This is a genomic window from Paenibacillus sp. J22P169 (genome assembly GCF_059691995.1).
Genome location: NZ_JCAUAO010000002.1, coordinates 536,984 through 554,585 on the forward strand (window position 1 = coordinate 536,984; position 17,602 = coordinate 554,585).

Below are 17,602 nucleotides of genomic sequence, written 5' to 3' on the forward strand. Positions count from 1 at the left end.
GAGGTTATGAGATGAGGTCAATTAGGCGTAAATTAAGCGTTATTCTTTCAACAACACTCTTAGCTACAAGCGTACTTCCATTACCAGGTGTGTTACAGATGTTTGGTAATGCTACAGCATTGGCAGCGAGTGGTCAGAGTACGACGTACACGAATGATTTTGAAAGTGGAACAGAAGTAAACCTTTCTGATAAAGGGGCAGTAACGTCCGATACAGCAGTAAGTGCAAGGGCTACCTACTCTGGAATGAATGGTCAATTTTTGGCTGCGAAGAACCCGAATGGCGGCAATGAAATCTTTTATTTTAACGATATGCCTGATGTGGCTAATGGGACATTCGAAGCTAAAATAAACATAGATGGAGGAGCTTCTGAACAGTTTGGATTCATCGCAAGATATAAGGATCCAACGCATTATGCTATGGTTTCCCGTGATGGGAATGGTTGGATATGGGATGGGTTTAATGGGGGAAGTGAGGTTTGGGGGTCTTATCTGAACAAGACAATCAAACTGGATCCTGGCAAAACCTATACATTCAAAATGACCTTCAGCGGGGATACGTATGAAGTATATCTCGACGGAGCACTTGTTTACACATCGAACTCTGGTGGTGCGCTACCGCTTGCGGGAGGTAAGGTAGGCTTTCGATCTTACTACGCTGCAAAGACATTAAATATCGATGATGTGAAAGTAACGGATAGCGATAAGGGGAATGCGGTCGTCTACACAAGAAATTTTACAGATGACGCAACGCCGGGCTTACAAATGGGGGCTGCGACAGCCGTTGTTCCTACGTATTCGTTCAAAACGCCTTTACAAGGCTTTAATGGAAAGGTTGCACAAATAACGACAACAAATGGCGGAAGCCAAGTCGTTGACAGCAAATCGCCATTAGCCATTAATGGAACTTACAGCACGAAGCTGCAGTTAAATGGTAATTACAGCTCTGCAGGACTGTTGTTCCGATATGTCGATGAGAGCAACTGGAGTTCAGTTAGAACCGATAGTGCTGGTAACTGGACGTTAGTAGGTAAAAAAGACGGTGCAGATGTTTCGTATAACTTAACGAGTACGCCTCAACCTTTAAGTTCAGATGCCGTACACAATGTGAGTGTTGCGTATGAAGGCGATACCTATACCCTTTCAGTGGACGGTACTGAGATTTATACGGGTACACAAGTAGGTATGTCCGTTATGAATGGCAGCCAAGGGTATACCGCAAGCTCAACAGGAACTTTAACAACGTATATGGATGATATGCAGGTCACGTACAAAGAAGGTGACGTCTATACACCGCCGAAACCAACGACGTACATTCGAAATTATACCGATGGCCTAACTGGCACTTGGAATAAAATCGATGGATCGGCCTACTCTCCGACGCCAACGATCGCGAGTAATCATTTGAACATCTCCAATCTATTCGGGGAAATCTATGATAACGATTCGCTGCCTATCCAAGATGGTACCTACACCATTAAATTCAGAACGAATATCGATACGGGGCGTATCGGATTTATTTTCAGATACATCTCACCTTCACAGCCTTACGCGATGATTTACTATAATACGAACGGAAATTGGGGCTGGCAAACCGATGCTTCGCATTACGGCGATCTGACAACCAGCGGGCCTAATATTACGGCGAATACCGATTACACGCTCAAAATTAAATATATCGGCAAGAGCATTAAGGTCTGGTTAAATGACACGTTGGTTTGCAGCGGAAGCGCGGATTTCCCAGTCGCTGAAGGCAAGGTAGGCTTAAGAAGCTGGTTCACATCGAAAAATATTACAATCAGCCAAATCTCACAAGAAGCTTATATTCCGCCAACACCGCCACAACCGACAGCGTTACAGCCGATTACGATTTCATCAGATCAAATGAGTGTTAGTATGGATAACCGCTTCCCAACCGTACGCAGTTATACGTGGCTGGGCAACGAGGCGCCAAATGCAACCCTACAAGGTCAAACCGATTTTCTATACAATGTGAAAATAAATGGTAATGACGGCTTCGCAACTGTACGAAGTGCCACGAAAACGGCAGAAGATACCGTCGTTTATCAACTAGACGTACCCGTAGTAGATGATAACTCAGAAGCGCCAGCAGGCTCTGTGAATATGGCTGTCACCTATAAAGTCACGGGTAACATCGTGAACATGTCGACGCATATCAATAGTGAACCTTCCGGTTATAAAGTGCGGACGGTGGAGTTCCCGAACCATAAATTAGTTACGGTATCGAGCAGCAACCCCGATGCACAAGGGGCTTCCTCTTGGGTAACAGGAGAATGGAATCAGATGAATGATGAATTCTATACGAATGACGCCTTCTACGGAACGAAACTTAAAGATCAAGCGGTGGATAGTAAGCTAAGATCGTACGGCTTTGTAAGTGATGGCAAGTTAGCGGCGTCGATGATGAATGATGTGGTAGAGACACCAGGCAAAATTGTAATGAATATTGAAGCAGATTCCGATGGTGTCAATAAGCAGCTTTCGATGTGGAACGGTGTGTGGACGGCAAGAGGAGATATCATCGATGACAGTAAATTCCCGCCTAAATTTGATTTCTCTTCAAAAATTATTATTGCACCTGATCGTAACGATGATGGCACAGCGGATTGGAAAGATGCAGCGATCGATTTCCGCAATATTTGGTCGGAAAATCTCCTCCCAGGCGCAAGCGAAATCAATAAATATGTCTCGTATATCGCGATGAACTTCAACAGCTTAGCGCAAAACCCATTCTTACGTACATTGGATAACGCCAAGAAGCTTTACAATTTGTACGATGGATTCGGGCAGCTTATTTTGGAAAAAGGATATCAGGCAGAGGGGCATGACGATAGTCATCCTGACCTTGCAGGCCATTTCGGTATTCGTGAAGGCGGGTTGAAAGATTTTAACACGCTTGTCGATGAAGGGTTAAAGTACAATGTGAAAGTCGGCGTTCATACGAATATTGATGGTCAAGATCCCGATGCTTATTATGCTAAACCGGAAAATTGGGGCAGCACAAGCTCGAACTATGACTGGGTTGACCCTACGTATCCATCGAATCGTGCCAAAGATTTAGCAGGCGGAGATTTGGAGAAAAGGTATACACAGCTTAAACAAGAAGTTCCAAATCTCGCAATGATTTATGATGATGTATATAGCGGAGCAGGTTGGCACGCGAATCAATTTGCTGACATTATTCAAAACAAACTCGGCTTCTGGTTTGCCACAGAGTTCTCTGGGCCGCTGGAGGAAAATGTGATTTGGACCCACTGGGGAACCGATCCATATTACCCGAGTAAAACACCGGGCAGTCAGATTATCCGTTTTATTAAAAACCAGTATCAAGACACGTTCCAGGCACCAAGCCCGTATACTAGCGTTTTGCTAAGAGGTATGTTGCAGGCAGGGGTTGGGACTTGGCAAGGCAGAACAGATATTCAGAACGGCATTGATTTATTTTATAATAACAATTTACTGACGAAATATATGCAGCACTTCCCAATTCTCAATACGACGCATGATGCTTCTGGTATGGATAAAACAGTCGTTTTCGGGGACGGAGTCGTCGCTTCCTTGGATGAATACCATGCAGATAGCGCAGATTCGAACTATATCATTGGCACAGCTTCGCTCAAAAAGGACGGCAAAACGATTGCGAAATATGATGTGCTGAATCATAAGAACTGGGGAGATACCGGAGTAGGTCAATTAGATGTGAGCAATCAGAAGAGCCAACTCTTCCTGCCATGGGATCCGCAAAAGGAATCCAAGATCTACTACTGGAATCCAAAAGGTGGTTCGACAACTTGGGAGCTGCCTAACAGCTGGAGCGGGTTATCTTCAATTGAAATGTATAAGCTTACGGACACAGGGCGTGTCTGGGAGCGTACGCTGCCAGTTGCCAATGGTTCAGTAACGATCAGTAATACAACCATCGGTGTTCCGTATGTCATCTACAAATCCAAAGCGGATGAACAAGGTGCAGATACACAGCAAGCCGGCGATTTCGGATTCGGCGGACCTGTGAAGGATCCAGGTTTCGATAGCGGTGCTTTTGCTGCCTGGGAGAAAACCTCTACAACAAATGCAGCAGCTGGGCATGTAACCGTAGAGCATGATTCTTTGAAGAACAATTTCCTCAAAGTAGCAGGGGAAGACGATGCTACAATTACACAGAACGTGTATGGACTTGAAGCGGGGAAAACGTACTCTGCCTCAGTCTGGGTAGACATTAATAATGCGTCTACTTCGAACGGTAACGAAAACAAGTCGCGCAGTACTTCCGACAGAACAGTTACGATTGGCGTGAAAAACTACGGCGGCCCGGAAGTAACGAATTTCATCAATTCATCGAAGATTAAGAACTTAGAAGAGCCTAGTAAATTCAAAAATACGTACTATCAACGAATGAAGGTCGATTTTACGGCGGATGCCACGGGAAAAGCAACGATTTACTTGAAGGCTGATGCAACAAGCGCTACGAATTCCAATGTATGGTTTGATGATGTGAAGCTTTGGGAAAACCCAAGCAAAACAGATTTTGGTACCAACTACTTCTATGAAGACTTCGAAAATGTCTCAGAAGGCTACGGTCCATTTATGTTCCAAGCAGCTTCGAGCGGAGGTCAGACGCATTTGGCGGAGAAGGTGAGTGACGCGCAGAAAGCTGCCGATCCTAACATTTCGCAACCGATGACCTACGTCATTAATGGGAATTTCTCCTTAAAGTCGAACGAACAAGATTTCATTTCAAATGCAAGTACGCCACTCGTGGCAGAGCTTTTAGCCACAGTACCGTCAACACTGAAGCTATTGCCGAATACGCATTATAAAATCAGCATGAGCTATGAGGCGAATAAAGCTGGGTTATATCAGCTCTCTGCCAAATCAAGATCGAATGGTCAGACTTATAGCGTGCTATTGTCCTCTGCAACAGGTACAGGCAAATCCTTAATACCAGGATTTACGCTGCCGATCATTAAGTCAACAGGTACTGCGAACGCACTATTAGATTTTGAAACAGGCAGTAAGGACGATTACTACATCGCAATCGAGTCGGTAAAACAAACGGCACAACCGCAATTATCCGCTATTGATGTTGTCTTGATTGTCGATGATTTGGTTGTCGACGATTTAACAAATCCGCAAGTGTTGACAGCCGCAGAGGTTGCTGCTGGAATTACCAGTATTGCAGCTCCTGCACAGGATGCCAGTAGCTTGACACTGCCAGATGTGCCTGCTGGCTATAGCATTGCAATTAAAAGTACGGATCAACCTACCGTCATCCAAATGGATGGAACTATCGTACCATCCGGTGTGGAGCAAGCGGTGAATCTCATTTTAGAAGTGACGCGAACTTCAGATGGTACCAAAGCGCAGACTGTTAGTTTGCCTGTGGTCGTACCAGCTAAATCGGTACAACCGAATAAGGTTCTTTTCGATGGTGTGAACACGGTCATGACTGGTGGCACGTTTGATTTAACCTACGGATTGGCCAATACAGCGGAGAACATCTTAGCTCAGGATTTGACGTTCACCTATGATCCAACGAAAGTAGAATTTGTTGGTGTGGATTCTGTCAGTGATAGTTTTACGATTGTAAATAAGAAGCTGACAGAAGGCCAAGTCCGAATTCTTGCGGTCAAAATTGGAGGTCATTCAGAAGCGGTTGCTACCAACGATCTGTTGCAACTTCATTGGAAATCCAAATCTCTTAGCGAATCGTCGAGTACTACGATTACGATTTCAAAGCTGTTGATCGCGAATGCGATTGGAGAGGAAACTAGCCTGGCAATCACTTCACATGGCATAGCCATAACGTATGTGGATAAAGCATCGCTGCAAGCCCTCATTTCGGAGGCTCAGCAATTGCATGATGCAGCAGTGGAAGGTACGCAAGTTGGTCAATATCCAATTGGCTCCAAAGCGGATCTGCTTGCGGCCATTAGCGCGGCAATTGCGGTGATCAATGATGCGTCGGTAAGCCAAGATGACGTTGCACAGGCTGCGAATGCATTAAGTGCGGCACTAGAAACCTTTAAGTCGTTGGTCATTCTTGGTACAGCGGGAGATTTAAACCATGATACCAAAGTGAGTATCGGTGACTTAGCGATTGTTGCGAAGCACTATGGAGCTACTTCGGCCGATGCGGATTGGGACTCCATTAAACTTGCTGACGTTAATCATGATAACGTGATCGATATTGCTGATCTTGCTTGGATTGCTACAAAGATTTTGAACTAGGCATGTAAGGGGACGGAGCTAGGATATTAACGGTTGCGTTCCCTTATACATCTGCGGAAACCTAAGGTGAAGGATAACCTTAGGTTTCTTTGTGATAAATCGACATCTATAAAAGTGCAAAGCATCCGGCCTTATTGATAAATACGGAACATCCACATTGATTTATAATCAAGCTATTACGATGTGATTTTTCTGAAAAGGACGGATTGCAAATGCTCAAAATAGGGTTAATTGGATTAGGCTTTATGGGAAGAATGCATTTGGAAACTTACAATCGCTTAGAGCAGGAGGGCGTACCGATTCGGGTCACTGCGCTGTGCGATTTCGATACGGCGAAGCTTAACGGGCAAGCCCTAGGCGGCAATATGGATACCGGTTCATCAACAATAGATTTTAACCGTTATGCGAAGTATACAACGGTGCAAGAGATGCTGGAGAAGGAACAATTAGACATGGTCGACATTTCGCTGCCAACGTTCTTGCATAAAGAGATTTCCATTCAATGTTTGAACAGTGGCGTGCATGTCTTATGTGAGAAGCCCATGGCGCTCACGGCAGAAGAGTGCACAGCGATGATCCAAGCGGCGGACCACAATGGGAAGCAGTTGATGATTGGACAGTGCTTAAGGTTCTGGCCAGCGTATGAATATTTGAAGGATATCGTGGATAGCGGAGCTTATGGCAATGTATTAAGTGGATATTTCTACCGCTTTAGCAGCTCGCCTACTTGGGGGCCTTGGCTTACCCAGAAAGAGAAGAGTGGCGGCGCTATGCTAGATATGCACATCCATGATACGGATATGATCAACTGGCTATTTGGTAAGCCACAGGAAGTTTCAGCGAATGGACGCGTTGTGATACCTGGCAGCGGCTACGATATTGTATCGACAAACTATAAGTATGAAGATGGAAAAGTGATCAATGCGCAAGCGGATTGGACGATGCAAGGCGATTTTGGGTTTGAAATGGGTTTTCGAGTCAATTTCGAAAGGGGCAACCTACTTTTCAACGGGGATACCTTGAAGGTTAATCCGAATGCATCTGCTGGTTTCTACGCGGAGCTTTCGCCCGATCTTGGTTACTACTTCCAGCTGAAGTATTTTGCAGAAGCCCTACTGAATGATCGTCCCGTAGCAACGGCTCTGCCGACTAGTACGAGAGGCAGTATTGAAATCGTTGAAGCGGAAATCGCATCTGCTGACAGGAACGGTGAGTGGGTGTGTGTGAAACAATAAATATCTAAAAAACTTAAATTTTGCTAAAAACGAAGCTTTCCCAGAGGTTAATTACCCGAGGGAAAGCTTATTTTGCGCCAATGAAGCGGCGTAACACCTGTTATCCTTTTAAACACGGTAGCAAAATGTTGGCTGGATGCGTATCCCAAGTTGGTCGATATAGTGAGCACGGAGTCATCGGTATGGGAGAGAAAATCGCAGGCTTGTTTAATACGCTGGCGCTCTATATAAGCCATAGGCGTATTGCCCGTATATTGTTTAAATGTTCGCATGAAGTGGGATGGACTGACACATGCGAGTTCAGCCAATTCTTCAATCGTTGGCCGCCACTCGGGCTCTTCATCAACGTGTCTGATCATGACATCGAAAGCCTGAATGAGATCGGCGGACAGAGAAGCATTTTCTTGGGAAGGTTGGAGAATGTGAAGCAGCAGTTCAAGGATCGCTTGACGAACGGCTGTAGAACGCAAAGGACTTGATGCTTGAAGTGCATCTTTCAAGCGTTGCAAAGCAGCTACAGGTTGAATGCCTGTATATACAATTCGTTGAAGCTGATCTAGCTTCGTTCGAATCGTAGAAAGCTCATTGCTGGGTAAGCAAAGCCATTTGTCGTCGGTCGGGGGTGAAAGAATGAACCACCAGAATCGACTGGGTTCAATGACATTGAAACCACCTCGATGAACTTCGCCGGGACGTGTGTGAAACACTTCACCAGCTTTTGTTTCGTAGGTTCGATTTGCAAGCTCCCAACTGGCCTTCCCACGTTCAATGAGAACAAACTCGAAGCCATGATGTTCGTGATAGCCAAGCCTGAGTGCACTGTTGATTTCATCAAATCCGAAAACAAGAAGCTCGGGAACAGCCTCAATGGGGCCATGTTGCTCTCGATCAAAGGTCCAACGGTGCTTTGCGGCAGCAGCCATGAAATCATCCCTTTGTACAGATTTAAGTTCAATTGTTTCTGATACTACTCTGCAAGGAGAAGAACGTCAAGCCACCTTTTATCAAGATATAATACATCTTAAGAAGAAAGGGAGGGTGCATATGACACTTCAAGCTAAGAAAGCGTATAAAATAACCGAAGCAGATAAGACAACCTTTGAGAGAGACGGCTATTGGATCAGTCCAAAGCTTTTGGATGACAACCAAATTGAAAGACTCCGGAAGGCGCATGATCGCGTCTGGTCAGGTGACTATGACGGAGATGGGATGCCAATGATTCCGTACCGTTCGCCAGCGAATCCTGATGCACTGCGTAAGCTGGACAATGGGTGGTGGATTAACGATGAAATTCGGAGTACAGTAACGGATCCTCTCATTGGGGAGCTGGTAGCCGACCTGCTTCATGTCGATGAGACACGACTTTGGCATGATCAAGTCATATTAAAACCAGGGGTAGGGTCCAAAGAAACGAGCTCAGGAAATGTCGGTTGGCATCAAGATTATGGCTATTGGCAATGCAGCAGTACTAGTCACATGATTACGGTCTGGATTGCTCTGCAAGATACGGATTTAACGAATGGCGGTATGATGACAATCCTGGGGTCACACAAATGGGGACTCGTCCCAGACAGTGACAGCTTTTTTAACCAAAATATGGAAGAACTTAAAGCTAAGTATGCTGGAGGGCGAGAATGGATCGAGGAGCCATGTATATTGAAAGCAGGGCAAGCGAGTTTTCATCACGGACTTACTTTCCATGGGTCTGGTGCAAATAAAACGAACGAGCCTCGCCTATCCATTGTTGCTCACGTCATGCCAGGCGGCACCTCGTATCGTGCTGGCATTCAGTATCATTCCAATATTCGTTTGCTTGGACCGCGTCCTTACCAGGGACAGCCTTTCGATAATGAGTATTTCCCAACGTTATTCAAGCGTTAAATAAATATCGTAAATAACCCGCTTGTACTTCGTGTGCATGTGGGTTGTTTTTTATATTTTTTTCTAAAATCATTTTTCTTAGATAATAGTTAAAATGTACACTTTTTTGAGAGTCAGCAGAGGAAATGACCCATTTCCTTACAAATTTAACCTACCTAAATGTAGGAGGAACGTGATACTTTAATTGAAATAACGATTAATGGTGAGGTGTCGCATGTCCATTCAGTACGATGAAGCCCATCAGTTGTTCCATCTCCAAACCGCACAGACGAGTTATGCCTTTCAGGTTACCAAATGGGGATTGCTCGCTCACACTTACTGGGGGAAAAAGGTGCGCTCAGATTACCTTTACCGGAATTTAGAGCTTCGCGCCCGCAGCACGGTCTCGCCGCGTCCTGACCCGTCTGAACCTGCGTACTCCCCGGATACGATACCACAGGAATTTCCGGCATACGGCGCTGGCGATTTCCGCTCTCCAGCATTTGAAGTGCTGCTTGCTAATGGTACTTCTGTAACTGATTTGATATACCGTTCACATCGAATAATAAATGGCAAACCCACTCTAGAGGGATTGCCAGCTACCTATGTGGAATCGGAGGAGGAAGCGCAGACGCTGGAGATCGAGCTCTTCGATTCACAGATTGGCTTATCCGTGTTTCTTACCTATAGCGTATACGCATCGTATGATGCGATCACTCGCTCGGTTCGTTTTGTTCATAACGGCAATGAACCTCTGAGACTTCAGCGAGTGCTGACGATGAGCATTGATTTATCCCATTCTGAATTTGACTTCCTACATTTATCAGGCGCCCATCTTCGGGAAAGGGCCATATACCGACGGCCGCTCACTCCAGGTGGACATACGGTGGAAAGCAGACGCGGTGTGAGCGGGCATCAGCAGAATCCTTTCGTTGCCCTGCTCTCCAAGGGGACGGATGAAGAGTATGGAGAAGTATATGGATTTAGTCTTGTTTATAGCGGAAGCTTTCTAGCTCACGTCGAAGTGGATCAGTTCTTTACCACGAGAGTACAAATGGGCGTCAATCCATTTGATTTCAGCTGGCTGCTCACGCCAGGGGAATCCTTCCAGACCCCAGAGGTAGTGCTAGTATTCTCTGATCAGGGGTTGGGCGGGATGTCCCGTATTTATCACCGCCTATATCGAGACAGACTATGTCGCGGCTCTTACCGCCATCGGGAGCGACCTATCCTTATCAACAACTGGGAGGCCACTTATTTCAACTTCGATGCCGACAAGCTGGAGCAGATCGCCAAAGAAGGTTCAAAGCTTGGCATGGAGTTGTTCGTTTTAGATGACGGCTGGTTCGGCAAACGCAACGATGATCATACCTCACTTGGCGATTGGGTTGTTGATCAGAGCAAACTGCCAGACGGGCTGCAGGATCTTGCTGACCGCATAGCGAGGCAAGGTATGGCACTTGGACTTTGGTTCGAACCGGAGATGGTATCGCCGGACAGTGACCTGTATCGTAAACACCCCGACTGGTGCTTACATGTACCTGGACGGCGACGTACGGAAAGCCGAAACCAACTGGTACTCGATCTGTCCCGCATCGACGTTGTCGATTACGTCGTAGATGCGGTCAGTAAGGTGCTTGAAAGCGCGCCGATCGCGTATGTGAAATGGGATCTCAATCGAAATTTTACAGAGATCGGCTCAAAGCTATTGCCGAAGGAGCGACAGAGGGAGACAGCGCATCGGTACATGCTCGGCTTGTATCAGGCACTCGAACGGATCACATCCAAGTTTCCCGGCATCTTATTCGAAAGCTGTGCAGGCGGCGGGGGGCGATTCGATCCAGGAATGCTTTACTACATGCCGCAAACATGGGCGAGCGATAACTCTGACGCGGTGAGTCGCCTGCAAATCCAATACGGAACAAGTCTGGTCTATCCACCGGTGACGATGGGCGCGAATGTGTCAGCAGTTCCAAACCATCAGATTGGAAGGACTTCTCCCCTGCAGACCCGGGGCTATGTGGCCATGTCAGGATCGTTCGGCTATCAGCTCGATTTAACGAAGCTGTCTGAAGAAGAGAAGTTTACGATTAGCGAACAAGTTGCATGCTACAAAGAAATCAGGGGTATTGTGCAATTCGGTGATTTCTATCGACTGTTAAACCCTTTTGAGTTAGGAGAAGCTGCGTGGATGTTTGTTGCTGAGGACCGACAGGAAGCGGTCGTGTTCTACTTTCAGGTGCAGGCCGCCATTGCGGGTCAAATAAAAAGACTTCGGCTTAAAGGCCTCAACGAAAAGGTCGATTACCGACTTCTACACGGGGAGCATACTGAGAACATAGATCAAGGTGACATCTTCGGTGGTGATTATCTCCAGCGGGTTGGGTATATTTTGCCGGCTCTCAAGGGAGATTACCAAAGCCTGATTTTCCGTCTAACCGCCATCGATTCCTTCTAGTTATTATGTCATAATGGAGCGGCAGGGTCATTGTTGGAAAGGGAGGTATGTAAGAGTATGAGTCAAGAATTGATTGTTGCGGTTGAGCATGGTGATATAGAACAATTACAGCAACTCCTGAATAAAGGAGTCAGCTTGAATGAGCAGGATAATAGAGGCAGGACGGCGATCATGGTGGCAACACATGCTAATAATCCTGAGATCGTGAAGATATTAATTGAAGCCGGGGTGGATATCCATATAAAAGATGCCATGCAGGATAATCCGTTCCTGTACGCAGGTGCAGAAGGACTTCTTCAAATTCTGAAGCTCCTTATTGAAGCTGGGGCTGATACGAAACTGACTAACCGTTACGGGGGGAATGCTCTCATCTGCGAAACGAAATGGATTCACAGAGATTGAACAAATACTAAGGTATGCAGGAGCGCTGTAGTGAAATCGGTAGTAATGACATTCCGAGGGACAGTCAAAATGTGAACGTGAATTAGTTATATTTTAAACATTTTCGTGAAATCCTTCATATTCGGTGGTCTAGGGAAGCTCTATAATGATGACATGACGAGAGCCTTTGGCACATTGAAGGAGGAATTTCTAATGTTTTCTGATAAAAGTATCTATGTCAAAGATTATACGCGCCCTTCCAATGAGGACAGCGCCGCAGGCATTCGTGAAGCGATTGATAAGGCTATTGCCGTGGGAGCGGAGAGGGTCGTGTTTGAGCCAGGGAGATATCGATTAGTTTCCATTAAATTGGTGCAGACCGAGGGAATGGTGCATGATGCAGGAAGTGGCAATCATCAATCGAAAGAATGTCATCTTACAATTAAGAATTCTAACGGGCTAACATTGCAAGGTGCGGTCGGAGAAGATGGTGAACCTGCAACTGTACTTGTCGGCTTCAATGACGAGGCTATTCATTGCCTTTTGCCATCTATCCTTTGGTGCGAGAATAATGAGCATCTGTCACTTCAGCATCTAGCCTTTACGAGAGAGCCTGCATTCGCATCTGCCGGAGTCGTTATAGATCGCACGGATCAATCAATTACGGTTGAGGTGTTTGAGGGGAATCCATGCTACGAAGGAATGGGTACTTACTGTATGAACCGATTGGACCCCGTAACAGGGGCTCTGATAGGAGAAAGTGTTACCTATGGTTTTGGTGCTGACGCGGGTTGGAGACAGATCGGTGAACGGACTCTGATCTTGAACAGCGTAAACGTTGCTGCCAAGGTTCGTCTTGGCGAGCATCTTTCCTGGCATCAAGGAGCGCAAACGGATTTCCAAACTTACTTTGGAAGATGTGATCATCTCATGCTGAACAATCTGCGTGTGATGAATGCTAATGGATTTGCCATACTAGCAGAAAGCTGCCGCCATATTACAGCAGATCGCGTCGTTTTCAAACCGGATGGGAACAGATTGTTTACTGCCCCACGAGATGCCTGGAAGCTGTTTAAGTGTGGTGGACGAATTGACATTAGGGAGATGTATGTAGAAGGCGTTAGAATGGATGGGCAAAATATCCAAAGCAACTGGTTATTCTTTGAAAATAGGCTCTCAACTCGCGAAGCACTGTTCTTCGGGAAGTATACGTTCGCGGCGTTGCAGCCAGGTAGTCATATTGAATTCTACAATGGTGAACATATGGAGAAAAGGGAGATTGACCGTTGGTCGCATGAAGGCAAGAAAGACGGCGGTCATCTATATCGCATTCAATTTACGCAAGATATTCCTGAATTTGCCGCTGAGGGATCTCTGTGTGCAGCCGATTATTGGGAAGCTGACAGTTATACGTGTTCACATTCAGCGTTCGTCAATATCGCGGGCGCTGGACATCTTGTCAGGAATGATCATGTGCTGATTGCGAATTGTACCTATCGAAACACGATGAATCCGGGGATAATGCTTGGTGCGGAGCTGCCGACTCATGCTGAGGGAGGACATGCTACGAACATTCGAATTGAGGATTGCGAGTTCGATCATTGTGGATTTTTTCCGCGTTATGGCGCTGAAGGTTGCATAGCTATTAAATCTGCTGGCTTCGAAGGCAAGTATAATCGACAGATTACGATTACGGGGAATCTGTTCAAGAATTCAACCATTGGTGTTCATGCCATCGATGCAGATGAAGTCGTGGTCAAAAATAATCGCTTCATTCATGTGGATCAGCCCCTGGTTGTTAGTCCGGGCATTACGGGTACAATCGAATATGAATAACGTAATTAAAGGACCTGAAGCTAATCTTCAGGTCCTTTTCATATGTATTAAGGATTTACAACCGGCTGATGGGCATGCTTGTATTCATTGGGCGTTAAGCCCGAGTATTTTTTGAATAATGTACAGAAATACGAGTAACTGCGAAAGCCAACTTTGGAAGCCAGCTCATAATTCCTGTACTGTCCAGTCTGCAGGTAGATCTTGGCCGTTTCCATGCGCTGTTCCAGAATGTAGTCTACGATAGAAACGCCAACTTCTTTCTTAAACAGATGTCCTAAGTAAGATGGGCTCAGCTTTACCTTGAGTGCGATCGACTCCACATTGAGATCATCGCTCAAATGAGCTTTGATGTACTGAATCGCGGAGGAAAGCTCATGCCGCAAATGAAGGGATTGCGTGCTTCGCTTCCTAATTTCGATGAACCGCTCTATAACAGTTTCGAGCGCACGATGGAAAGATGTCTCAGCATTTAGGCTAAGCGGATCTAGGGGATTAATCTCATGTCCCCCAGCAGCAAGCAGCTGTTCAAGTGACGCCAACCAACTTTTCGCTGTGGAAGGATCGGGCTTATACATGAGAAACTCGTTCCGCACCATCTTGGCCCATTCCTGATAAACAGGTTCTTCTTGATGTTTAATCAACTCCTCAAGTCGTGTACGCAATTTACTTAGCGTCTTATCCGATATTGCATGGAAAGGCAGTACTTGATCGACAAATATAGGCTCAGCCGCTTCTGAATAAAAGTGATGCAAGCGATATGTCAATGTATCCATCGACACGGAACGAAGAGAAGAAATATTCGTAAAAGGCCGGCTAACCGTTACTAAGAGCCGCAGTTTTAAGAATTGCTTGAGCGGGTTGGACAGCTTGCGAATGAATAAGATAATGTTTTCCTTACCTATACTGCTGCTAGCTGGTTGTTGGCCTGTCAACAGCAGAATGAACCGTCCGAAGCTAACGGGGAATAGCTCAAATCGACAAGGAAAATCGACTTGTGCACATTCTCGAACGATTTCCAGCATACTGAATTCAATCAAAGATCGGTCTTTGATCGGATAACGCTGCTCGAAATGGGTAAGCTCATCGACGCAGCATTCCATTAACACATAAGAGGGCTGAACGAGGTCGATCCCGAGCTTCTCCCCGTGAGCCACGATTTCCTCGGGCTTCGCAAGCAAGGAAGAAAGGATATCCTCATAAAACTTTTGACGAAGCGGGTACTGATAATTTTGTACCAACACTTTATAGCTTTGTTCGCTTGTCGTTAATCGATATGTCTTCTCAAGCTCCTCACACGCTTTCGCTAAGGCTGCTTTAAGCTCTTCCGCGTCAATTGGCGACTTTAAAATATAGCCATCGGCGCCACTTCGAATCGCTTCTTGAGCGAAAGAGAAGTCTCGGTGAGCGGTTAGCATAATACATCGCACATGGGGGACATCCTTTTTCAAATGATGAAGTAGTTCCAATCCATCCATCAGCGGCATGGTAATATCAAGTAATACGATATCTGGTTGCATAGAACGACAGCTCTCCAAAGCTTCTACACCATTTTCGGCCTCGCCTACGATGACATAACCCCATTGTTCCCAAGGAAACTGTGTACGTATATACTGCCTTGCCATCGGCTCGTCATCCACGATCAAGATGCTCTTCATTCGGTACTGCCCCCAATCTGATTAATAGCTTTGTGCCTTCTTCTTGCGTGCTCTCTAAGTGAATACGATATCGATCTCCGTACATCATTTGAAGTCTGCGGTGAACATTGACAAGACCGATACTATGACCGTTCTTATTTTCCTCATTCTCGGTACCGTGAATGGAATGGCTATTCAGCCGATCCATTAGTGTAGATATTTTCTCGGCGGACATGCCCTTGCCGTTATCTTCGATCATGATGTCCCAACCGTCTGTCCCGGCCGTCGTGCCTATGAACAACACGCCGTCTTTATGATCAGGTACCAATCCGTGAAAAATACTGTTTTCCACCAAAGGTTGCAGCACGAACTTCGGCAGCTTCCGCTCCAGGGTGAGTGGATCAAGATCCATATGAAAGGAAAATTTACCTGGATACCGGATATGCATCAAATCAACATAACTTTCTAATGCTGTTATTTCCTCTCGCAATGTCACAGGTCCTGGGCTTGTCTTTAATGTATAATCCAGTTGTGACGTCAGGGAAGAGACGAGTTGATCAACCTTGTTATATTCGCCTGAGCGGGCAGCCATGCTGATTGAATTTAACGTATTAAATAGAAAATGCGGCTTGATCTGCGCCTGAAGTGCAAGGAAGTCAGAAATCTGCTTCTGCTTCTCAGACTGCTTAAGATTAGCAATGAGCTCGCGAATATGAGCCGTCATCCGGTTGAAATGCTTGGCGAGAAGCCCGAGTTCATCCTGACGATTTAGCTGAATAGAGGTGTCCAAGAGTCCGTCACTGACAGCATTCATCGAGTCGGCAATCTTACGAATAGGTCTACTGATCAAAATGGATATCGTATAAGCCATCCCAATAGATAATAGCAACGAGACTAAGCCGAGTGCCCATGTAAATGAAAGTGTTTTTTGCAAAGGTTTCAGCAACGCTGTTTTGTCTAGTATCCAAACGACATCCCAACCGAGCGCAGGATTGGTCACTCTTGTAAGGACAAGGCTTTGACCATCAGCAGTTTGCTGTTCAGATTGCTTCCAGCCACCTTCGAACCACTCATCTTTGAGCCCGATTAGCTGGTATGATTTATTGAAAACATTGTATTGCGAATAAGGCGGGCGTCCGAAGACAGGGCGGTGCAATCGGTCAAGCAGAAGGATTTCCCCTGTGATTCGATTAGAGGATTGTGACTGCAGGGATTCATATAGCTTAGCCAAATAGAGATCGAGCATTATGATTTTGTCACCGTCCGTAGAAGGAAGCCTCATGGCAGCCGTCACCGTATAGTTGGAAGGCAGTGAAAAGTAAGGACCGATCCAATACACGATACCACTTAGCTTAATTTGCTCTAGTTCCTTGGATAGTGTGGGTGTATCCAAAAGTGCCCATTGCACATAAGAAGTGCTGGCAGCCATTTTACCTTGTTCAAGCAAATGAATATTGTACACATTGGGCATATAAGGCAGCAGACTGTTGTTAAACCAGCGAATGATTTCCTCGCTTGAGCCTTGCTGGAAGCGACTGTCAGTACCCACGGTAATGAATAAATTTCGGATATTCTCCAATGTAACATTTAAATAATCGTTTGATTTATTGGCAATCTGATCGGCGTATTCATACTGCGCCTCCAGCAAGGAATCGGAAGAGTACCGATAATACCAGTACCCTAACAGAACGATAATCGATTCCACCAGCAAGAAGGAGATAACGAACACTTTGACTGCGATACGACGCTTCATATAAGTCCTCCTAAGCGATCTTAATTCTTATTATAATGCCTTTCTGAGCGAAAGTTAGTGATATCTGATACTTCGTTGAATATTGAATCTTTTTAATAAATATTGCATGCAGATGAGCGAGCAAATGAAGTGATAATGAGGATGTTAGTGTATTTCATTTGGAAATAGGGGGAATATGATGTACCAGTCATTCAGAC

The 17,602-nt window shown here is 45.7% G+C and carries 9 protein-coding genes; 6 read left to right on the forward strand and 3 right to left on the reverse strand.

Annotated elements, in window-relative coordinates; translation table 11 throughout:
* The first annotated feature begins 11 nt into the window (after positions 1-11).
* A complete protein-coding gene (locus AC58QG_RS16710; RefSeq protein ID WP_497363244.1) occupies positions 12-6,248 on the forward strand; it encodes an endo-alpha-N-acetylgalactosaminidase family protein in 6,237 nt (2,078 codons plus the stop codon).
* Between the two features lie 212 nt (positions 6,249-6,460).
* Positions 6,461-7,483 (forward strand): Gfo/Idh/MocA family protein, encoded by a 1,023-nt coding sequence (locus AC58QG_RS16715; protein ID WP_497363245.1) that lies wholly within the window; start codon positions 6,461-6,463, stop codon positions 7,481-7,483.
* Positions 7,484-7,530: 47 nt separating this feature from the next.
* Here the strand turns inward: AC58QG_RS16715 and AC58QG_RS16720 are convergent, their stop codons facing one another.
* Entirely contained in the window at positions 7,531-8,406 is an 876-nt protein-coding gene (locus tag AC58QG_RS16720; protein WP_497363246.1) for an AraC family transcriptional regulator, read from the reverse strand.
* Between the two features lie 121 nt (positions 8,407-8,527).
* Between AC58QG_RS16720 and AC58QG_RS16725 the strand changes: the two genes are divergently transcribed.
* The 4 genes from AC58QG_RS16725 (at position 8,528) to AC58QG_RS16740 (ending at position 14,018) form a co-directional block, all read left to right on the forward strand.
* Positions 8,528-9,364: a phytanoyl-CoA dioxygenase family protein gene (locus tag AC58QG_RS16725; RefSeq protein ID WP_497363247.1), complete on the forward strand. Its 837-nt coding sequence runs from the start codon at positions 8,528-8,530 to the stop codon at positions 9,362-9,364.
* A gap of 214 nt (positions 9,365-9,578) precedes the next feature.
* Positions 9,579-11,801 carry an alpha-galactosidase gene (locus AC58QG_RS16730; protein ID WP_497363248.1) on the forward strand — a complete coding sequence of 741 codons (2,223 nt, stop codon included), beginning with the start codon at positions 9,579-9,581 and terminating at the stop codon, positions 11,799-11,801.
* A 57-nt stretch (positions 11,802-11,858) separates the two neighbouring features.
* Positions 11,859-12,203, forward strand: a complete 345-nt coding sequence (locus AC58QG_RS16735) for an ankyrin repeat domain-containing protein (protein WP_497363249.1) — start codon at positions 11,859-11,861, stop codon at positions 12,201-12,203.
* 192 nt (positions 12,204-12,395) lie between these two features.
* Positions 12,396-14,018, forward strand: a complete 1,623-nt coding sequence (locus AC58QG_RS16740; RefSeq protein WP_497363250.1) for a right-handed parallel beta-helix repeat-containing protein — start codon at positions 12,396-12,398, stop codon at positions 14,016-14,018.
* Positions 14,019-14,065: 47 nt separating this feature from the next.
* On the opposite strand, the gene AC58QG_RS16745 is transcribed toward AC58QG_RS16740, so the two are convergent.
* A complete protein-coding gene (locus AC58QG_RS16745) occupies positions 14,066-15,673 on the reverse strand; it encodes a response regulator (RefSeq protein WP_497363251.1) in 1,608 nt (535 codons plus the stop codon).
* Positions 15,648-17,405 (reverse strand): sensor histidine kinase, encoded by a 1,758-nt coding sequence (locus tag AC58QG_RS16750; protein WP_497363252.1) that lies wholly within the window; start codon positions 17,403-17,405, stop codon positions 15,648-15,650. The genes AC58QG_RS16745 and AC58QG_RS16750 overlap by 26 nt, the downstream gene beginning before the upstream one ends.
* Positions 17,406-17,602 lie beyond the last annotated feature (197 nt).